The 22,559-nt window shown below is 42.7% G+C and carries 14 protein-coding genes; 4 read left to right on the top strand and 10 right to left on the bottom strand.

Annotated elements, in window-relative coordinates; translation table 11 throughout:
• Positions 1-58 precede the first annotated feature (58 nt).
• On the top strand, positions 59-988 hold the full coding sequence (locus ACI2JM_RS10435; protein WP_404644051.1) for a bile acid:sodium symporter family protein: 930 nt from the start codon (positions 59-61) through the stop codon (positions 986-988).
• 84 nt (positions 989-1,072) lie between these two features.
• Positions 1,073-3,049, top strand: a complete 1,977-nt coding sequence (locus ACI2JM_RS10430) for an ATP-dependent nuclease (protein WP_404644049.1) — start codon at positions 1,073-1,075, stop codon at positions 3,047-3,049.
• 2 nt (positions 3,050-3,051) lie between these two features.
• Here ACI2JM_RS10430 and ACI2JM_RS10425 read toward each other — a convergent pair whose 3' ends face one another.
• The 10 genes from ACI2JM_RS10425 to ACI2JM_RS10380 form a co-directional block, all read right to left on the bottom strand.
• A complete protein-coding gene (locus ACI2JM_RS10425; protein ID WP_404644047.1) occupies positions 3,052-3,552 on the bottom strand; it encodes a hypothetical protein in 501 nt (166 codons plus the stop codon).
• 26 nt (positions 3,553-3,578) lie between these two features.
• Positions 3,579-3,725: a DUF2256 domain-containing protein gene (locus tag ACI2JM_RS10420; protein ID WP_404644045.1), complete on the bottom strand. Its 147-nt coding sequence runs from the start codon at positions 3,723-3,725 to the stop codon at positions 3,579-3,581.
• Positions 3,726-3,776: 51 nt separating this feature from the next.
• Positions 3,777-3,947 carry a DUF2256 domain-containing protein gene (locus ACI2JM_RS10415; RefSeq protein WP_083475743.1) on the bottom strand — a complete coding sequence of 57 codons (171 nt, stop codon included), beginning with the start codon at positions 3,945-3,947 and terminating at the stop codon, positions 3,777-3,779.
• 320 nt (positions 3,948-4,267) lie between these two features.
• On the bottom strand, positions 4,268-10,423 hold the full coding sequence (locus ACI2JM_RS10410) for a DNA repair ATPase (protein ID WP_404644043.1): 6,156 nt from the start codon (positions 10,421-10,423) through the stop codon (positions 4,268-4,270).
• Positions 10,424-10,987: 564 nt separating this feature from the next.
• Positions 10,988-13,066 (bottom strand): hypothetical protein, encoded by a 2,079-nt coding sequence (locus ACI2JM_RS10405; RefSeq protein WP_404644041.1) that lies wholly within the window; start codon positions 13,064-13,066, stop codon positions 10,988-10,990.
• Between the two features lie 251 nt (positions 13,067-13,317).
• A complete protein-coding gene (locus tag ACI2JM_RS10400; RefSeq protein WP_201540432.1) occupies positions 13,318-13,983 on the bottom strand; it encodes an OB-fold-containig protein in 666 nt (221 codons plus the stop codon).
• A 182-nt stretch (positions 13,984-14,165) separates the two neighbouring features.
• Entirely contained in the window at positions 14,166-15,170 is a 1,005-nt protein-coding gene (locus tag ACI2JM_RS10395) for a Xaa-Pro aminopeptidase (RefSeq protein WP_404644039.1), read from the bottom strand.
• Between the two features lie 255 nt (positions 15,171-15,425).
• Positions 15,426-15,914 (bottom strand): META domain-containing protein, encoded by a 489-nt coding sequence (locus ACI2JM_RS10390; protein WP_055125201.1) that lies wholly within the window; start codon positions 15,912-15,914, stop codon positions 15,426-15,428.
• A 312-nt stretch (positions 15,915-16,226) separates the two neighbouring features.
• The gene (locus ACI2JM_RS10385) at positions 16,227-17,339 is read right to left on the bottom strand and encodes a lipase secretion chaperone (RefSeq protein ID WP_404644037.1); all 1,113 of its coding nucleotides are present in this window, start codon (positions 17,337-17,339) and stop codon (positions 16,227-16,229) included.
• 74 nt (positions 17,340-17,413) lie between these two features.
• The gene (locus tag ACI2JM_RS10380) at positions 17,414-18,490 is read right to left on the bottom strand and encodes an esterase/lipase family protein (RefSeq protein ID WP_404644035.1); all 1,077 of its coding nucleotides are present in this window, start codon (positions 18,488-18,490) and stop codon (positions 17,414-17,416) included.
• Between the two features lie 298 nt (positions 18,491-18,788).
• Between ACI2JM_RS10380 and map the strand changes: the two genes are divergently transcribed.
• Together map and glnD are read left to right on the top strand one after the other, a co-directional pair.
• Positions 18,789-19,580, top strand: a complete 792-nt coding sequence (gene map / locus ACI2JM_RS10375) for a type I methionyl aminopeptidase (protein WP_372815769.1) — start codon at positions 18,789-18,791, stop codon at positions 19,578-19,580.
• 215 nt (positions 19,581-19,795) lie between these two features.
• On the top strand, positions 19,796-22,558 hold the full coding sequence (gene glnD / locus ACI2JM_RS10370; RefSeq protein WP_404644033.1) for a [protein-PII] uridylyltransferase: 2,763 nt from the start codon (positions 19,796-19,798) through the stop codon (positions 22,556-22,558).
• The last annotated feature ends 1 nt before the right edge of the window (position 22,559 follow it).

Here is a 22,559-nt window from a genome sequence, read left to right as displayed (position 1 = left end):
ACAATAACCATGCTAGATTATTGTCTATTCTATTATTATTATCTTTGTGAGATAGGCTATGAATCAGATTGCATTACTTTCTAGTTGGATTGGCAAAACCTTTGCAATCTGGGCATTGGTCAGTGCTGTTTTGGGATTTATTTTTCCTGAATTTTTTGCCTCGTTGGCTTTTTTAATCGTTCCCATACTTGGCATCATTATGTTTGGGATGGGCATGACGCTCAAAACGGAAGATTTCCTAGAGATTGTCAAACGCCCAAAGCCTGTACTGGTTGGTCTATTGGTACAGTTCACGCTAATGCCTCTCATTGCTTACTTATTAACGGTCATTTTCAACCTTGATCCTTTAATAGCAGTCGGTGTTATCTTGGTTGGTTGTTGCCCGGGCGGTACTTCTAGTAACGTGATTACGTTCTTAGCCAAAGGTGATGTAGCATTGAGTGTGGCGATTACCTCTATCTCTACCCTACTTGCGCCTTTTCTGACCCCTATTCTGCTCAGTGTTTTTGCAGGTCAGCTGATTGATATCGACCTAGCCAGTATGATGATAACCATTACGAAAATCGTAATTTTGCCCATATTACTAGGTGTTATCTTTCATAAATTTTTGGGTAAAAAGATCGAGTTCGTCACCGAGGTATTACCGATGGTGTCGGTATTGGGTATTTCCATCATTATAGCGGCGGTGGTGGCAGTGTCTAAAGCGACCATCTTAGATAGCGGTGCTATCGTATTTATCGTGGTTGCCTTACATAATATGACGGGTTATACCTTGGGATATGTAATCGCTCGCTTGTCTGGCTTTACGGAGAAACAACGCCGCGCGATTATGATAGAAGTGGGCATGCAAAACTCTGGTCTGGGCGCTGCCCTGGCAGCGACTTATTTCAACCCTGTCGCCGCCTTACCTAGTGCGATATTTAGTGTGTGGCATAACTTTAGTGGTGCGTTGGTTGCGAATATTTTTGCTAAGAGAGAGGCTAAATAAGCAAGGGTTTTATTGCTTGTGTCTTAGTTATAGTTGCTTTAATGTTGATGGAATTTAGATTTGTGAATGACTAAGGTTATATCAATGGAAGAAACTATAAAGCTTTGGTTTAAAGAGGGATATACAGATTTCGATTCAAGCGAAGGTTTGAATCGAGACCATCCTTTTGAGCTTAAACGCTTGAACGTTATTGTGGGAGCGAATAACTCTGGTAAAAGTCGTTTCATGAGATCATTAGGTCTTAAAATTAATAGTGTTCAGGTTGACTTTTACTTATCACTTTCGATTTTGAATGATCTAAAAAGTATTAATGACTCCTTTAGATCTATTAGTTCTGTTGATTTAAATTTAGATAACCTAGGAATTTCAAATTATCAAAGCATAAATCAAAAATTAGAAAGTGCAAAAGCAACTATTAAGGAAACTAGAATCGTTTATGAAAATCTCACAAGGAGTTCAGTAGTATATTTTCGTAAAGGAGATGAGATACCTAGTAAAATACATAGTTCAATGTCTGGTAATAAGGATAGATTTAAAGTCGAAGCAGAGAAGCACACGGTGAGGATATCCAATATTACATCTAGAATTAATTCTTTTAACTTTAGTAGTTACAATATCTTTTATATAGATACTTTGAGAAGTTTAAGAAAAGTGAAGGTATCCAAATCGCTATCCGAAATAGATGATAAAGCTGAAAATACCTTATTCAAGACTCCTCTGTTACTCAGAACTTATGAAGACTACAATTTTTCTGAAAATCAAATAACTTCGGGTGAAGACTTCTTTGACTTTTTAACTGACTCATTGCTAGGGATGCCTGAAGAAAGACAGAAAGTATATAATTATCAAGCTAAGCTTTCACACTATTTCTTTAACAATCAAGACGTCATACTAATTCCAAATCGTAAAGATGACATCTTGCAAATCAAAATTGGTGATGACAAACAATTTCCTATCTCACAACTTGGTGATGGTTTACAGCAAATCATCATTCTTACCTATAAAGCATTTCTAACTACCGAACCTTCTTTCTTCTTTATTGAAGAACCAGAGATGCATTTGCATGCTGGCTACGTTAAGCAGTTAATGAAGTTTTTGTTGAATGAAACTGAACACTACTACATGATGACAAGCCATTCTAACTACTTGCTTGATATGATTAACGAAGACAAACGTATTGCTTTGTATCGTGTGGATAAAGATCAAATAGATGACGAAGAGAACAAATACGAAACGGTAATCAAGCGCTGTGACGGTGACCGTACTATATTGAAAACACTTGGTGTGTCGCCTTCTTCAGTCTTTCTAGCTAATTGTACAATTTGGATAGAAGGTATCACTGACCGTCTATATTTTGTTCAATATTTAAAGAAATATTTGGAAGAACTAAAGACGACTGATGAAGATAAATGGAAAGATTATTCACGTTTCATTGATGGTTATCATTATGCATTCGTAGAGTATCAAGGCTCAAACTTAGAACATTGGGATTTCGAAGTTGATTCTTTAGAAGATGTGGACAGCAGCAAGAACAAGGGTCTAAATGCAGTACTTATCACTTCTAATGCCTTAGTGATCGCAGATTCTGATTTAACGAAAAAGCCTAGATTCAATGAACTTGAACAACAGCTAGGGGATAAGATAGTTATCACTAAAGGCAAAGAAACTGAGAACTCACTTCCTAGAAATCTATTGATAAAAAAATTCTTTGAAATGTGTCCTAATAATGGACTAGCTAATCAAGGAGGTAGAAAAAAATTAGAATACAGCTATGATCATGAAAATTGTTTCACTGATAGTTATCAAACATCTCCTAAAGGAATAGGTAAATATTTTGATAGAGTTCTAGAGAAGATGCGTAAAAATGAAGTTATACCTGAGCTAACAGCTAATGAGAAATCCTTTACTTTCTCAGATGGAGGTCAAGGTACTATTAAAGGTAAAACAGGTTTTTGCCGAGATATCGTTGAATCAATGCAAACTGAAGATTGGAAACTAACAGACTCTGCTATAGAACTATGCGAGGCAATATTCCAGCATATCAAAAGGAATAATGAATAACTTTAGCTTTTTGGAAAAAACAAAACATTATATAAAGCCTCAATACTATCGTAATGATCAAATTGACCTTTATTAATAGTGCGGATATTAGGTCTTTCAGCTTTTATGCCATCCGCATTGGCTTTGGTATGTTTTGCAATTTTAGCATTCTCTATCCCAGTTAGTGGTTTCCCAGCCTCAGCACCAAAGAAATAAAACGAACACAGCTCTAAAGTCTCTTCATCAAATATAATCCAAACAATGCATCCTGAAGGCTTATTGGCTAAACGAATATTAACTTTTTGACCTGACGCTTTAGCACATAGTTTCGAAGTTTTCAGTTGAATATGACGAATAATATTATTGTCTTCAAGGACAACATCACAACCTGCATTATCAACTTCAGGTTTCATGACCTCTAGTTGGCAATCATCTTTTAGCCATGATAGCTTTAACATCTCACCAATAAATAAGTGCTCAATAAGCTTTTCTCGAAAGCTTGAATGTTCAAAATGCTTACTCATAATTTACCTTAATATTCTGGAATAACTCAATCTGATTTATCTTTACTCCGCCGACACCGCTCCGAACAATAGACCACCTGCTCCCAATCCTTTTCCCACTTCTTACGCCACGTAAACGGGCGCTGGCAGACGGGGCAGATTTTTTGCGGTAGGTTTACCTTTTTATGTGCCATCATCTGCCCCCTTGTGCCGTGTATCTAATATCTATAGTTAATTGTTACTGCCTATTTATCTTCTTTTTGATGATCCAGCCCTTCATACTTTTTAACACGGCGGCATTGGTCGGAGCAATAGACCATGCTATCCCAGTTTTTATCCAACTTTTTAGTCCAACTAAATTCGCGCTCGCAGACAGGGCAAAGTTTTTTGCGGACATTCTTCTTTTTGTGCGCCATAATTTTCTCATTGGTTTGATATAGTCGATTCACTACCATCAGATACGGTGTCAGTCTTGCTTAACCTACTGTTTGTAGCAACCTTACTCGCTGTCATCGTATCCAAAGTAGCTGTTGCCGACTATATTACCACTGTCTCTTAATCATAAGCCCTATTTATAGTGCTATTCATAAGTGATGTTCATAAGTGCAAGTCATCAACATTGCTCATAAGCGTTAATAATTAAGCATTAACGCTTAATCGTTAGCCATCAATCATAGCTGTTAACCAGTAGTGACTAATCGTCAGCTATTAATCATCAGCTATTAATCATCAGCTATTAATCATAGTCATCAAAGATCTTGTTTAGTCTGTTGAGACTATTGACGATTAACTTACCAGATTGATCGGTGCTGGTATCAATCGCCAGCTTCTCATCCATCCGCATCGTCAATGGCTCTAACGCTTGCTTGAGGGCAGTTGCCATCAATGCGGTCTGCTGATGAATATCAGGGATATCGCTATCGGCTGTTTGATTATCATTATTGCTAACCAAGCTATCCGCCATTTTTTGCGCCAGTTGTTCAACAGCGTTGACTAGCTGCACCATGAGCTGTTTTTGTGCATATTGGTTTTGCTTGAGATACTCGCCTTCTGACTTATGATCGTGCTTATATATTTGCAGCAATTGGCTCACGCTTTTTTCAAAGCCATTATCGATACTGTCGCTGACGACTTTGGCATTGTTAATGACGCTATCAGCGAGTATTTTTTGTGCTTCTAATTGGGCGTTTAGCTGGGCATCGAGTTGCGCTTGTTGTCCTGCTTCTCGTAAACGAGCGATTTGCTCTGGATCGTTTTTCGTTAAGTATGTCTCAAACTGGCTACTGATGGCATTGAAGCCACTGGCCAAGTCGACCAACTGTGCAACGATACGCGCGCCCGTATCACCATCTTCTCCGCCCATGGCTTTATTACGCAAGAAGTCGGCTTTGATTTGCACCCAACGCTCCATTTCCTCTTCGGTCAACACACCGCGCATCTCACCAAGCTTGAGCAAGTTGCTCTCTGCGCCTTGAGTCAATAGCTGTGACTCGCCCAGATAGTGATCATCTATCAGCTGGTTCAGCTCGCTCTTATTCATGACCGCCGACAGTTTTTCGGTCATCTTATTCATATTACGATAACTGCCTTGCAGCTTAAATATCGGCTCAACGCGGTACTTATCATCTTGCGAGGCGGAGGCAATATAGGCTTGGTTAACATCCAAAATGACTTCTTGCACCCTAAACATATGGCGCAAGATAGCGATAATTTCGTTAACTTCTGAGGTGCTATACGGATACGTCAGGTCGCTGCTTTGTGCTTGTGCGAGGTTGGCATTGTCTGTTTTTGCCATTTTAATCAAACGATGCACATCGCTTAAGTCACGGTTAGCCATTGGTGCGAGGACGGTATTAGAGGTCAGCGAGTTTTCGATATAACTGAGTGCAAACACCTCTTCCATGCCGCTCATGATATCGCCTAAGTTGTAGATATCGGCACGGTTGGCGAGCATGTCAGGCACTTTAAAGGCCTCGCCGCTCTCGGTGTACGGGTTACCTGCCATGACCACGCAGAACTTTTTGCCACGCATGTCATAGGTCTTGGTCTTACCTTGCCAGACACCATCGATACGGCGTGTGCCATCACCCAATGAGATAAATTTCTGCAAAAACTCTGCATGGGTATGCTGAATATCATCAAGATAAAGCATGACGTTGTTGCCCATCTCAAAGGCCAAGTTAATTTTATTCAGCTCTTCTCGAGCGGTGGCATTCGGGGCTTTTTCGGGATCTAAAGACGTCACATCATGACCGAGTGACGGACAGTTAATCTTCATAAAGATAAGGCCAAGACGATTTGCCACGTATTCCATTAAGGTGGTTTTACCATACCCTGGTGGCGATATCATCATGAGGATACCCATCAAATCGGTACGCTTATCCTCACCGACCGTGCCCATCTGTTTGGCGAGGTTGTCACCGATGAGAGGCAGGTAGCTCTCGTTAATCAGACGGTTACGCACAAACGAGGACAATGGACGCGGCATAAATTCGTCCAGTCGCAACGTCTTTTTTGAGTCATGTAATATCTCTGAGCGCATGGCCAGATAACGTCTATAGGCAGGAATGACTTGGGCATCATGATGATGCAAACGATTTAAGAAATCATCGACGGCAAAGGTTAAGGTCTGCTGATGAATACGTATATGCTCACCCAGCAAATTATTGACTTGTATCTCAAGCGATACCTTACCCGTGCTACGCTCAAAGCTTTGCACTTGATTGAGCGGATTATTAATACTGGTCAATGAAGGCGTTGATGAGGTGATTGAGGAAAATGATAAGGCCGATGGTTTGCCACTTGTGCCTTGATTATCTAGTCCGTTACTGCCTAAACCTTGATTACCCAATCCTTTAGCACCTAACCCTTTATTAAAAGCCCCTTTATTAAAAGTAGCACCTGAATCAATCAATCGTTGCACCAAAGCTTCACGCTGGGCATCATTTAACTGCGTCAGTAAGACAGCAATGGCTTCGGGTACATAATGACGGCCACTCTCTAGCTGTTGCTTGCGTAGCGCATTTTGTGTTTCAGTCTCGGCAAGCTGCTCTTCACTGAGTGCCTCGCCTGCCTCATCCGTGCCATCAGCCGACTCAGTACCACCATAAGTCTTATCAAGTAAGGCATGGAACCATGTGGCTAGTAGCTCATAGGCTGATTTGGGTTGGAAGCCAAGCTTACTGATAGAAGATTGTAATTGGTCAAAACTGGCGGTATTTTGCGTGCTGCCTGAAGCGCTATTCAACGTTTGGCTTAGCTGTTCGCATAACTGCTGTGCTTGTTGGCTGGTTTGCCAATTGACTGTGCTGTTTGCGCCTGCACTTGATTCCGCCGACTGCCCCATGACGCTCACCAAATATTCACAAGCAAGCTGCACGTAGCTTGGTTTGAAAATGTTGGCGTTATGAACATCACTGGTATTTGAATCTGATTCTGAATTTTTGCTACCATCTTTATCAACGCTAGCACTGTCATCATTATGAGCCATAACAAAATGACGCATCACTTGGCTCATGTCTTCAACCAGCAAAGATTTGGCCGTATCACTGCCCAATGCACGGCGCAGTTGCTCGGCGGTCGCGGCTCTATCTGTCCAGTTATTTGCACGTGTCAGCACTGATTCATTCAGCCATTTGTCATAACCAAATTGACGCAAACTGTCTAGACCAAGCGCTTGTACGATATTTAACTGCCAATAAAACAACTGTGCCAAGGCACGTACTTGCGGGGTATAAATCAGTAGCCCTGCCTCACGCAACGTTGGCAATATTTGCATCAATAATAGCATGGCATCATGGTCATGAATGCCTTTGTCATAACCAAGCTGATAGCGAGGAGTAGCATAAGCTTTGACCAGTTTGGACAATGGACTGTCATTATCGATATCGCCATTGATATCTAAAGTAATAATGGTCGCATCGTATGCTTGATATAGACGCGTTTCGGTTAGACCATCTTGGCTGTTCTTAGCACTTTCGATAATACTATAGGCCAAGTACTCCGCGCGGTATACCTTGTCAGACTCGGAGGCGATATTCATGTCCCAATACGGGCGCAAGGCGTTTAGCTCAGCATTATTAAGCACTTCATAATAATCTGTACCCGTTAAATGTAGATTCAGCACGCGCTTGCCATCTAACTGTTGACGGCTCAATAAGGTCAAATCTAATGGCTGAGTATTGACTGAAAAGCGGTGCTTACCCAGTTTGATGATTTGACCACCATCTTCAAACAAGTCCGACTTGTCTTTTAGACTCTTATAGCTCTCAATTTGAATGGCTTTTAAGCGTGCGTCGATGTCATCGGCTTTGACGCTAAAGCCCATCGCTTGCAGCTCTTTTGCGATGTTGCGGACTTTTTGCACCAGACCATCAGCCGCAAAATACGTATTTAGCGCTTCCTCTTCTGTAAATCCCGTGACGCCAGTGCTTTGTGTGCGTTTTTTAATACTCTCAAGCATTCGCAGCGCGCCATCACCTAAGTTTTGCGCTTTGCGATTGCGAGCATCAAGCAGTTGCTGCTTATGGTTTTCAAAGGTCTCGTAAATTTCTTCACGCTTACTGATGATATCGGCTAAAAACTGATCGCCACTATTGGTCTCTGGATCAGCGAACTGGCTTTCCAACTCTTCTAGCTGTACCAGCAATTTTGCCATTTGCTCGTCTGATTTCTCAGGGGTATTGGCAATGGACAATGCATTGGCAATAGATTGACCAAATAGCTTAAACTGCGCGCCAAATTGCGCGACGGCCTCCGCTGAGCCTAGATTTTTTCGTTTATGATTGAGCTTGGCTTTGCTCTGGTTTAGGCTCGCATAAATGGTCGATATGTCATCGATGATTTGCGTACGCACTGTGGCATCGGCCACATCTAGCGTCCCTAGCAACTCGGTTAATAAATCTAACCCTTGCGCTGTCTCATCGATTTTTTCTAGTACGGGTTTTAGTTCAGCATTGGTTTCTGCCGTATTTAAGCGCTCACTGACATCGACCAATATGCCTTCGTAGCTTGATAACGCTTCTTCGCCACTTAAAAACAGCACCGTTTTTTCGGCAAGCTCGCTCTCCGCTTCTTCTAACTGCTTTTGCAGCGCTTGTAGCTTATCGGCATCTAGATAGCGCAAATCCTCCAAGCTAACCAAACGGCCTTTTTGACGTCTTAATGCTGACAGCTGATCGACATAATCACTGGCAGACTCAAAACTAGTAACACGTATCTGCCGCAAAATCTCACTTTGCTGTGTATCAGCATCAGCTAGCGCAGTTTGGGTTTGCTTTTGGATACTTTGTACTTTGGCGAACTCATCAATGACCAGCTCAGCCGTAGCCGTCACCTCTTTAATACTACTGGCGACGTCGCTCAGCTCAGGTTCAGACAACCAATAATAGCTGTCAAATAGTCGGCTGGTATTATTGGTAAGCTCTTCATAGAGCTTCTGTGACACGCTTTGATTATCAATCAGGCGAGTAATGCTATACAGGTCTGAGATGCCGCGCACCAGCTCTTTATTGCCAATCTTGCCATAGAAACTCGTGCTCTCTGGCAGCTCACTCACATACTCGTGTGAGGCATAAGGCGTGTGCCATATTTGCATTGGGTGAATACGAGATGGCTCGCTTTGATCACTAAACAGCACCAAGCGGCCATTCTCAGCCAAAGCCATACCGTTACAATAAATAGGGTTTGCCAACTGCTTTTTAATCAAGTTATAAGGAAACAGTCCCGTGACGCCCAAGTCTCTGTCGTAAAATAGAAATAAAACATCTTCCCCATTTGGCGATACAATTTTACGCTTAAACCGTAAGTCAGTAGCGCCAACATTATTGGCCTCGAACAGCTTATACTCACCCGTCTGTAGATAATAACCACCCGGAAACATGATGCCATGGTCTTCTGGTAGCTGAACACACGACTGTCCAATTGCATCCAATCGCAGCACTGCTTCGGTCAAGGTGTTATAAACAAAATAACGGTAGTCCTCTTCACGATAAGGCAATATTTTGAGCAGTATTAGACTGCCGACTTTGGCATACGCAATCTCAGCATCCGTCAGCGACTGGGTGCGGTCATTGACCGGTTCACTATAAATACCTTGCCCTGACTGCGTATTGTCCTCAATTTTTATGGTCAAATCGCCACCGACCGTTTCCACAAATATCGTGTCTAAGATATTCATATGGGGATATTTACCATTCACCATTTGATCGCGTGTGGTCTCAATCCAGTCGAAATCATAAGCAGGCGGCAGTTCAATATCACGCTCGCCTCGATTGTCCACATAAGCGACTTGCGCCGACTCTGGTGTGCCTTGGCTAAAATCTAACGCAAAACGGAATACTCGAATATCAGTGATGCGTTCGCCAATCTGAAACGCTAACAGCAACTTGCTGTCTTTCACCGTTATTTGAATCAGGCGCGTTTGCTTGTAATATCGATACAACTCATTGAAATCTTGAACAAAGGCATCTTGATCTAAAAACGTTCCTTTTAAATCGACTTCTTCAAGCTGATACTCTTCTTCATTACCAGCTGGCTCGTTCAGACGATATAACGACAATACGTCTTTAATATTACTCGCGCGTTTGAGCCCCATAAAAACGTTGTAGCCAAACAGCAAATAATCGCCGACCTGCACCATGTCTTGTGCCACACAGTTGTATTCAGTACGAATACGGGTACGGGCGATGACTTGCATTTGAGTGCTGCCAAACTCTTCGAGACGCGCATTATTTAGCGTCTGCGTTTGCGTTTCTAAACGGCCGCCTTGTTCCGTCAGACGTTTTTTGATGAGCTCATAAGCATTGCCTGAAGCAACTGCCTGATCGGTTTGGTTGGCTTGATTAGCATTATCGTTGCTGTCTGAATTTGTTGAGTTTTGCGTGTCCGCCATCGTTGCTCGTCCGTTTCTGTTTTTACATAATATAGTCAATCCTTTATAAAAGAGCTACAGCGTTAACCTCGCTTGAAGTATCACATATACATCTGCACTCGGTTGCCTTGTATCTCTTTTAAACTGAATCCACTATAAGAGAATTTTGGGCAATAAAGAATCATTGAAAGTAAAGAAGCACTTGGCTAATCTAAAAAAACAAGTCGTCACTGCTATTTTTTTAGATTAACCAACTCATCATGATTCGTCATTCTGAATCACCCTGAGTTAGCCAAAAAAATCTGCCGCCTACACGATAGATTCTTTATTTTAGAAAATATTACTCATTCATACTGTTAGATAAAAACTTGCTCACTAATAATTACCCATTAAGGCTAGGGCGTGTCCTCATTTTAAAAATGGTGATAAAAATGAGATAAATCGCAGTAAAACAAGGAAAATAGCGCAGATAATATCGAGATATTAGTCAGCTATTTGACGCTGTTTGGCAAGATTTAACCATTTTTAACCTATTTAGATAACTATCGATTGACTTGAGGACTCGCCCTAGACATTTAGACCCTATTAATAAGTCGTTTTATCATCATTTTTCTGGTTTGATTTCATGGCTTGACTGGCCATCACACCATTGATGATACCGCTCAAGGTGTCTGACTTACCCGCTAGGCCATCAATGGCTTTACCGATAGACAGTGATTTGGCAAAGTTATCAAAGAAATGCGCTTCGCCGCCAACAATATCGATTTTGGCTTTCTGTAACGCCACTGCCAATACTTCAGCATTTTCTTTCGCAATCTCTTTACCAGCATCAATCGATGCCAATGCTTCTTGCAATGCTGTCTCAAGGCTCATGCGGAATTCTTCGTGCTCACGTGCCTCTTCGCTCATGCTACCCATGGCATTGAATTTTTCGACCAGACCATCTGCTTCGGCTTGGAAATGTGCACGAGTAACTTCGGCTTTTGCCAATCCAACTTCGCGTTCTGCTTTGGCATTTGACTCACCGCGAGCCGCGATGACTTGAGCATCTGCCATGCCTTTTTCACGCTCAGCTCTAGCGGTAGATTCACCACGAGCGGCGATGATTTCTGCATCGACCATACCAATATCACGCTCAGCTTTTGCCTTAGACTCGCCACGAGCCGCGATAACCTCAGCATCTGCCATACCTTTTTCACGATCTGATTGCGCTTCAGCTTGTCCAGTCGCTTTGATAACATTGGCTTTCGCAATGCCTTCTTTTTCCAAAGAAGCGGCTTTGACTTCTTGGATAGCCGCTTCAGCAAAGCCATGTGCTGACTCTTCTGCTTTGATACCTTCGGCCATTTTAATTTTGGCTTCTGAATCTTTGGCAGATGCTTCAAGATTCGCGGCAGCCAATGTGGTGATTTCGACGGCTTTATGCTTGGCAGATAGCTCTTCTGCTTCGGCTTTTTTCACCTGACGTACTTTGATTTCTTCCGCATCGGCTTCTGCTGCTAGGACACGTGTTTGCTTCGAACGCTCCGCTTCGCTAATTTCGCGAACTTCTTTGATACGCTCTTCTTCTTGCGCAACGGTTTTGTCCACTGCGATACGTTCACGAATGACGTTGGCGATTTCTTTTTTCTCAAGCTCAATCGCACGTTCAGCTTCGATACGTTGCAAGTCAACTTCACGCTCACGAGAGACAATTTCTAAATCACGGGCACGTGTGACTTTTTCTTCTTCGATGACGACCGCACGTAGACGATTTTGACCTGCGACTTCGATTTCGCGCTGCTGGTTCTCACGCTGAATGGCCAAATCCTGCTCAACTGAGATAACAGCTGTTTCAGACTTTTTACGCTCTTCTTCTTCAATTTTGCGAGTTTCAGCCGTTTCGCGTGCAATCACTGACGAGATTTCACGTTGCTGTTTGGCTTCGGCATCGGCTTGTTGACGCTCTAGCTCTAGCATCGCCTCTCTGGTTTCGACATTCTTTTTCTTAACGGCCAGTTCTTCATCACGCTCAAGCTCGTTGGTGATAACGTTCTGAAAGGCCGTTAATTGAGTAATCTTTTTGATACCTTCAGCATCTAAGATATTACTAGAATCTAATGACGATTTTGGCGTTTGCTCTAAGTAATCAATCGCCACATCTTCTAAGACATAACCATTCAGATCGTTACCAATTTCTTGAACGATGCTGTCACGAAACTCGCTGCGATTTTCAAACAGTTTGACGAAATCAATCTGTTTACCAACTGTTTTTAAGGCTTCAGAGAACTTAGCATTAAACAGCTCGTTGACAGCGACTTTATCTGACGCGCGCTCAACCCCAACCGATTTGGCGACTTTTAGCACATCCTCTTCGGTCTCATTAACGCGTAAATAAAATGCCACGGTGATATCAGCACGCATATTGTCTGCGCAAATCAAACCTTCTTTACCGCGTCTGTCCACTTCTAAGGTGATAAGCGAGATTCTCATCAACTCTTTTTTGTTGATGACTGGCCAAACAAAACCACCATCAAAACGTACGGCAATTTTACTCACACCGTTAATAATGAGTGCTTTGCCCTGCTCGACCTTAAAGTAAAAGGCCTTGAGCATCAATAGTGCGACCATCATAAAAACAAACGCCAGCACTACAACCACGCCGACGATAATGAGTGTGTCCATATCCATTCCTTTAATTAAAACATTCCATAATCCATTCAATATAAATCAGATACGCTATCAGGCCTGCTAACTCTACGATTTATAGCACTTTTTATAACAAGTGTGCCTAATAGCCCTGTCACGCACCATTCTGATATCTAAACTAAACTGAACCGACTATAACCAAATTTAAAACGATTCTTGCTATTTCTAAAAATTCGCTATTTCTGACAATCAATTACTTCTAAAAACAATTAGTTGTATTCATACTTTTACAATATTTTTTTATCTTCGACGACAGCAACTCGGTAGGTATTGGCTTCGTCTAAATACTCTATCAACATCACTCTATCACCTTGTTTCAACAACCCATCATTGGTGTCTGAACGAATCTTTAATATCAATCCTGCACCGCCATCATTTAGCTCTGCTTCGCCATGTTTATCTGTGACACTAAGGGTACGCACAACAGCGATCTTACCCACATTATTAGACGAATTACGTTTGGGAATTTTAGCGATATTTTTGCGAATCGGCGAAATAATAATGCCTGTCAACCACATAGAGACGACCAATACGAAAATGAGCGCCCCTGTACCGAATAAATAATACAGAACGCCAGAATCGAAATATTGATGTAAAAGGCTGGTATATAAATAGCTGAGCAACCAACCGATCAAGCTAATTAAGCTTAGTATGATGATTAAAGGGACACCGTAAAGACCAAATTTGAGCATGAGACCGGTGAAAAAACCAGTCGATGATAAGGTAGAGACATCAGCATCACCGCCTGACTCACCAAGGTCTACGCTATCCATATCTGCCATGCCGAGTAAAGACACAACCCAATATAAAGTGACGAACATCACAAGCCCCGTAAAAATAATCGTGGGATATAAACTGATTTTAGTGATAAAGACTAAAAAAGCTTCTTGCATTGCGCGTATTCTCCTTTTGCTCACCCAATCTATTAGCTCAATGACTTGGTTATGCAAATTGGTATTATGGGGATGATGCTCACTCGAATTAATGCTGCCAAGTTTACATTTTTTAAATCAACTTATGTTGCTTTATCAAGGATTATATATACATTCCATTACATAATACATAGGTTTTGCCTTTAGCGTCCCCATATCGGCGAGCGCACGACTCCGCCCACCTTACTGCCAATGGCATAACTTGTATTACCAGATAATGAGTGAATGACCAAACTTCCGCCATTTTGACCGCCCACTTGTGAAAGCTTTGTCGGATAGACAGCATACTGTGCAGATGGTGAAAGACGTGCTGGTTCATCAAGTCCAGTCTCTGCTAGATTGGTGATTTGCCCAGTACTCAGGATCATAACGGCGGCCTTTCGACCATTTAGATATGCCATACGCTGACCGTCCAAGCTCAGTTGCGGACTGGCGACATAGCCACTTGTTAGCACAGGCGTGGCACTAGCAGTCTCGAAGTTATAGCGATAGATACGTGGACGTCCAGCGCGGACTTTATCACTGGTATAGACAAAGCTTTGCCCATCACTGGCGTAGCTTGGCTGCACTTCCGTGCTCGGTAACGTAGTGAGCTGTGTGGTCTTACCGTCGCTCAGACGCATCTCATAGATATCAGCATTGCCGCCGACCGTCGAGCTATAGAGGAGTTTTTGCCCATCAGGTGAGAACGACGCTGACATATTGCTGCCTTCAGCATTTACCACAAGGTTGCGGATGTTGCTTTTGCGATCATAGATATAAATCTTAGGATGCTGGCGCGGCGCTTGTTTACTATATGCCAGCAGTTGCCCATCAGCTGACCACGCTGGCGCATAAATATAACCATTAAGCTGATCGATTAACTGACGATCACTACCATCAGGACGAATGCTATAAAGCGTCGACATCTTTGCAGCTCCGACTCCTTGCTCCTCGACATAGGCAATGCGCCCATGCCGATCTATCGCTGACATTTGCACCGTTAGTGGATTGCTCGCACTCATATTATTAGCAGGCGCTTGCATCGTTTTAGACATCGTACTAGGCAAGGTCTGACAACCCGTCAACAGAATAAAAGTCGTTAGTGCGGTGATATTACTTATCGTTCGTATATTGACGGATGATTTTGATACAAGCATTTTTGACATAAAATAACGTCCAATAAAGTATTGATTATTGCGTACTGAGAATCTTGACAATCAAGGCTAAAAGATTGAGTGCATTAAAATATCCTAGCCTAAAGACTTTACTTAATAGCAAATGACAGTGTAGCGTAAACCATGCCAAATTTTGGACAAAAAAATACCCCACTAGATAGTGAGGCGTTTTTAAAACTAAATCTGACTTTTATAAAAAAAAAGCTTTTAGCGAATACTATTTAAAAACCATCTGTAATGATTGAATTATTTAGAAACGGCTTTGAAATGGGCAACTTGATTGCTATTGGTAATGGTCAAGATAGGCGTGTTATTGGCATTTTTACTGATGCTATATTTACCTTGTACGGTCGCTAAAGTCGCAGTATCAAAACTTGCTTGTGGCTCAGGGCATGCCATCATAGTAGATAAAACGTTGCCTAATACGACATTGCCATTCACAACCTTGTAGTCAGCGCCCATGTTATTACAGGTGTTCATAAAGGTCACACGGTCACTGCCGCTGTCTTTGAAGAACTTTAGCGTCAACGGCTTCGCTGGATCAAAGAACAATTGGCTAACTTTATCGCCATTGCTGCGTTTGGCGTCAACTAGCTGCCAGTCATATGCTTGTAGCGTATTAGAAGTAATTGGTTGAGTCACTGGCGCTGTTACGCTGGGGGTGGTTTGGCAACCAGCAGCCAACGTACCTACCGCAAGTGTCGCTGCCATCATCATTTTAGTCATGTTTTTCATATAAACTCCTCTAGTGGTTTTTTTAGAATAAAAAATAGCTCTTATCCTAAACATTCGTTTTTATTATGATTAATTTACTGTTTTATTCATTACTCTCAATAATGCGGTCATTATGCACAACTGGAGCTTAACTGTCATTATAGATTGAGTGTATGATTACCCTGTTATTTGTTGCGCTCTATAGTCTTTTTGCTAACCTCTATTGTTAGACGGTACATTAACTGCTAACACTTTTTCTATAACTTCTTGAATATACCCTGAAAACCGACAGTTTCTCGTTAAAATTACCGTTTTACTCATTTATGCTAGGTATTACTTTAGATTGGCGCTGTTCTGTTTTTGCAAAGCAGCATAGCCTACCAAACGCTTGCGTTCAGCCTCACTAAATAGCTGCTGTTCGATTTGATTGATTTGGGTTTGTGCTTGCGTTTTATCTGCACTTTGACTTAATAAGCGCTGTTTTTGGGCTTGATATTGGTCGAAACGTTGAGCAAAGTTAGCATCTTCTGCATCGACTTGCGCGAGGCGTGCGGCGGCTGGAGCACCTACCAGATCACGACGCATGTTATACAATTCCTGAGCCGTTGCCCCTTTTGCTTGCATCTGTTTTGTGCGATTCATCAGCTCGTTCAGATTGGCTTGCTGGGTGATACCGGCTTTGAGCGCATTATCCGGCATACGGCTTATATAGTTCTGCCGTGTTGCCTCTTTTTCCACATCCGTTAGCTGCTGGTTTTGGTTAATTCTGACCATCTCCATACTATAATCATCATACTCCTCTTCTGCACCAAAGAAGGCGGTAATGGTTTCTTTAGTAAAATACTGCTGACGCAACTTGGCTACATCTTGCTTTTGCTGAGCGACGACATTTAGATCCAGCTCACCGCTTTTTGCCGCTTGTAATTGCAGATTGCCATAACGTTCTTCTATTTCAGTAATGGCTTTAAGATAGGTAATATATTGGTCAAATATAGCGACCGTTTGACTAGCGGCAGGCTCTGGCGTGTGGTGACGAATATAGCTTTCAACACGGGCATAAATAACCGCTTCATCTTCTTCACCCAGCGCCGACAAAAAATAATCGAATAAACGCCGTAGACCTTCAGTGACGACCAACTGCTTATTTTCGTCAATGATGATTTCGCCGTCAATTTGCGTGCCTTGTAATGAGCGCGGCAAATGCTCCAATCCAGTGACAAATAGAGACTGGTTTTGGGCGGCAGTTGTTTGCACTACTTGGCCATTATCCAGCGCAGTTGATAGAGTAGCATCAGCCTCATTAGTGAGGGCACTGGATACTGGTTGCGCTGTAGCCATACGTGTATTATCAGGTTTGAACCACATAATCACCGCCGCCGTTATGGCTATGCTAACCACGGCGATTATAACTATTGGTAGATAGGCTGGGCGGCGATTATTCGACATAAATGAGGGTTCTTTTATAAGTCAGCTTAAAGGCTTATGTTTTTAAAAGCGTATGTTCTTAAAAGCTTACATTATTAAAGGTTAGCGTTTTTAAGACGATTGACCTGAGTACGATAGATAGATTTTGGCTCAGAATCGCCCCATGCCGTCAGACCCAATACTTGATCGGCTGAATCCAAATGGTTCATTCTATAATTATCCCGAATCACATAACCAAGACGACTTGAGCAAGCAGACACCAACCCATCATTAGACTCGCCTGCAAACGGCACGCTCGTTGCTGCCAATAAATAATCACTAGGATCCAGTGCGCTTGTTATTTGCCCAACCCCGCTGAACGAATAGTATTTAATGCCATTGACGGCAGTACTGGTCGGCTGACCACAATAATTTTTTGGCATTGCTGCAGGAAATTTGGCATTGAACTTAGCAGCACCATCCGTTGATAGAGCCACGAGCGCTTGCCAGCCATCTTGCTCTTGTATCTCTTTAAAACTGATACCTGAACCCACGTCTGTAAAGCCACCAATCAAATTGAACACGCCTGAGACTAGCTGTGTTGTGACATTGGATGGATTACCTGTGGTGTTGTTTGGCTCAAGGGTATTTTTGACAAAATCTGCCGTTTTTGACCCTTGTTCTGGGCTTGAGACTGCCGTAACTGATGCGACATATTTTGGCGCGACGCCAGCGACATAGCGGATATCTATACCGCCTTGACTGTGTCCAAATAAATTGACTTTAGGCTCACCTGAAATGGCAGTGATGGTTTTGACTTGTTGCAGCAGCTGCTCTCCGCGAATCTCACTGTTATTGACGGCTGACGTTTTGGTGGTATATACCTCTGAGCCGCCTTTCATCAACTCTTGAGGAATGCCATTGAAGTAGTCGATAATCCCAAATAAGTTAGTGAAGCCGCCAAGACCATGTGCCATAACAATTGGGTATTTTGTATCAGTATGATTTGACGTCCAGTATTTGTTGCTGACCAGCTTGCATCCGGTTGAATTGGCACAATTATAGTATTGACCAGCAGCTTGAGCCGAGGTGGTTTGTAGAGCCATTAAGAGTACACCGGCACCGATAGCACCAAGTGAGGGGAGAAATGCGCTGGGCGCAAAAGCCGAAGCTAGAGAAGATTTTAGCGTCATAATAACGTCCTTGTTATCATTAATTTTGATTATCTTTACCTCATAATATCGGCAAAGATTGCTGCTAATTCCTTTAGCATGCAAAATTACATTACTTATATCTTCTGTAACATTCAACTAAATTGTCAAAATATGAATATATTATCGTGACTAGAGGGTCACAACTGCTCCTACTTCGCTGTAAAGCAATTATTATCAATAATAATGATAGGTTCACTATCACTTAACGTAAAACAGTAGCGTCTTCATTTATGTTATAATTCAAGCCATTAATTCCATAACTATAAGTAATATAATGATGACTAAAAAATCCCTTATCCAGTCCCCAGAAGCCATAGAAAAAATGCGCGTGGCCGGTAAACTTGCCAGTGATGTCCTTGTCATGCTCGATGAGCACGTTCGAGTTGGCATCAGTACCGAGGCACTTAACCAAATCGCCCATGACTATATCGTTAATGTGCAACAGGCTATTCCTGCACCGCTTAACTATAATGGCTTCCCAAAATCAATTTGTACCTCGATTAATCATGTGGTTTGTCATGGTATTCCAGCCGAAAACAAGCTACTCAAAGATGGTGATATCATCAATATCGATGTGACCGTGATAAAAGATGGCTACTATGGCGATACCTCAAAAATGTGGATCGTTGGTAACGGCTCTATCATGGCACAACGTATCTGCAAAGTGGCACAAGACGCCCTATATGCTGGTATGAGTGTCGTCAAAAACGGTGCGCGTCTAGGTGATGTCGGTGCTGCTATCCAAGCAGTGGTCGAGCCTGAACGTTTCAGTATCGTTCGCGAGTTCTGTGGTCACGGCATTAGTAATGAGTTTCACCATGAGCCGCAAGTCATGCATTATGGCAAAAAAGGTACAGGCTTTGAGCTAAAAACAGGCATGACCTTTACCATCGAGCCGATGATTAACCAAGGTACATGGCAAACCAAGATTTTGCCTGATGAATGGACGGCAATTACTAAAGACCGTAAGCTGTCAGCACAGTGGGAGCATACGATGGTCGTGACCGATAATGGCTGTGAGGTGTTTACCACTCGCCCTGAAGAAGATTTGAGTTTTTTGACCCAGTAATATCAAAAAAGATCGCCTAGGCGGTCTTTTTTTTGGCCAATAATTAGGTCATATTGAGTATTGTGCTCACCCGCTTTTTATCTTTATACTCTGATGACTTAATAAATTATATTGGTAACTTCTACTTGTGGCTTTTGTCAGCTACCAGCACACTGTTGATTCTACGCTTTTCAGCTGAAACGTTTTATTTTTAAACTCTTAACGGGATAACACTCATGTTTACTTGTGATGTCGCTTCTATCGATCTGACACCTTTACCTCTATTATCAAAGGATATAGCGACAAACGTGTCACTGCTAGCGGACACTCCTGTCACTGAAAAGTCACTACTGGGTATTCCTCACTGGTTGACTCAAATTAATCAGGATATTAACCGTGCACTTGAACGCGGTGTCAATATTCGTCAATTGGTGGCGGCACGCTCTGGTGCGATTGACGAATTGCTGATTGCCTTGTTTAACTGGTTTGAGCTGGATAAGACAGATTTGGCTTTATTTGCCACAGGCGGTTATGGTCGTGGCGAGCTGTCGCTTTATTCAGACATCGACATTTTATTGCTCTCCCCTGATGAGATTGGCGCTGATGCCAGTGGGAAAATAGATCGGTTGGTGGCGCTATTGTGGGACATAGGATTAGAGCCTGCTCTCTCGGTACGTAGTGTTAATAACGCTTTAGAGGCGTCGCTCGATCACACCATTGCCAGTGCCCAGCTAGAAGCTCGGCTATTAATTGGTAATGAGGCTTTACAGGATGTACCCGTTCAAATTGTCAACAAACAGTGGTCGCCGCGTGCGTTTTTTGAAGTAAAAATCGCAGAAGCTAAAGCGCGATACTTACAGCACAATGCCACTGAGTACAACCTTGAACCCAATATAAAAACTGCCCCTGGTGGTCTACGCGACATTCATATCATCGGCTGGGTGACCAAACGCTATTTTCGAGTGGGTAAGCTGTATGACTTAGTACAACAAAACTTTTTGACTGAAAAAGAGTTCGATGAGCTGAACTTTGCAGAAGGTTATTTATGGCAAATACGTCATTATCTGCATGTATTGACTGGTCGCAACGAAAACAAGCTGCTGTTTGATTATCAGCGTGAGATTGCCCAATTGATGGGTTATGAGACGCAGCCAGACGATCAGCCAAATGCCGCCGTCGAGCGTTTTATGCGCGACTATTATCGCTGTGCCATGCAGATATCGACGCTGTCTGAGATGCTGACCAATCACTACTACGAGACGATTATAGAGCCGCAGTTACCTGATGATGAGCGTCCAAAAAAGCAGCCAATCAATGCGCGCTTTAACCAAGTTGGTGACCAAATCGCCATGGCGCATCATCGGGTTTTTGCCCAGCATCCTGATGCTATCCTAGAGATGTTTTTACTGATGGGTCAGTACGGTATCAAAAACGTGCGCACTCATACCTTGCGTGCGCTAAAAATCGCCGCGCGTGGCATCGATCAAGTCTACCGTGATAACCCCGCTCACCAAGCGCTCTTTTTAGCCAATTTAAAAGAGCAGAATTATCTGTTTCATCGCCTGCGTGCCATGAATCGCTACGGCGTCTTAGGCAGCTACATTCCTGCGTTCGCCCAAGTGACCGGTCTGATGCAATATGATTTATTTCACCGTTATACGGTTGATGCGCATACCTTATTTTTGATTCGGATTTTACATCGCTTTACCGACCCACGGTTTTATGAAGATTTTCCACTGGTCAGCTCTATCTTTCAACGTATCGAGCGTAAGGAAATCTTGGTACTGGCCGCCATGTTCCATGATATTGCCAAAGGTCGCGGTGGCAACCATAGTGAGCTGGGTCAAACCGAGTCGACTGAATTTTGTTTGGCGCATGGTATGAGTCTGGCAGATGCCAACTTGGTTGGTTGGCTCACTCGCTATCATTTATTGATGTCAATGACTGCTCAGAAAAAAGACATCTCAGATCCAGAAGTGGTCACTATTTTTGCCAATTTAGTCGGTAATGTCACCCACCTCAATCATTTATATGTGCTCACTGTTGCGGATATGAATGCGACCAATCCACAGTTGTGGAACAGCTGGCGTGCCACATTAATGAAACAGTTATACTCACAAACTCGGCGCATTTTGCGCGCTGATATCGATGCACCTACTAACCGCCAAGATATGATCAGTGCGACACGAACCCAAGCCTTAGCGATGCTCGATAGTGTCAACAATCAACACATGAATCGTGATGAAGTCTTGAGGCTATGGGATGATTTGGGTGATGAATATTTCTTGAGAGAAATTCCTGAAGACATCTTATGGCATACCGAAGCCATTTTGAACCATCCGCCGATTGGTCTTGCTTCTAATGCAGATAGCCCGCCATTGGTGGTATTACGTGAGCATCGTGAGTTGGCCCTTGATGCGGTACAGGTCTTTGTTTATACCCAAGATCAGACGAACCTGTTTGCAGTCACCATGGCTGTATTTGATCAAATGAACTTGGATGTTTTAGACGCCCGTATCATTACTGCTACCCGCGATTTTGCTTTGGACTCCTATGTACTGCTTGATCCCAGTGGCACATTATTGGTCGATGAGGACAGTCAACAAGAGCTCAAACAACGCCTAATCAATGCCTTTAAAGACCCGACACTACTGAAACTTACCAATAAGCGCATACCGCGTCAGCTTAGACATTTTGAAGTGACCACGGTGATTAATTTTGAGTTTAATGAGGCTTCTGATCAGCATATTATGAGCTTAGAAACCCTTGATCAGCCGGGACTATTGGCAAGAGTAGGACAGGTGTTTTTGCAGGAGAAAATTGAGGTGCATGCGGCGCGTATCACCACTTTGGGCGAACGTGCAGAAGATATGTTTTATATCAGCGATCAAAATGATGAACCGCTATCTGCTGCTAGACTTGACGCACTACGATCCGCCTTGATGGCCAGTCTCAGTATGCAAAGAGAGCAGCCTGCTGCTTACAGCAAATGTGATTGAA

It is taken from the genome of Psychrobacter sp. NPDC064578 (genome assembly GCF_044901245.1).
Lineage (GTDB): Bacteria > Pseudomonadota > Gammaproteobacteria > Pseudomonadales > Moraxellaceae > Psychrobacter > Psychrobacter cibarius_C.
Note: the sequence above shows the minus strand (reverse complement) of the source record. Positions and strands in the feature narration are given on the sequence as shown.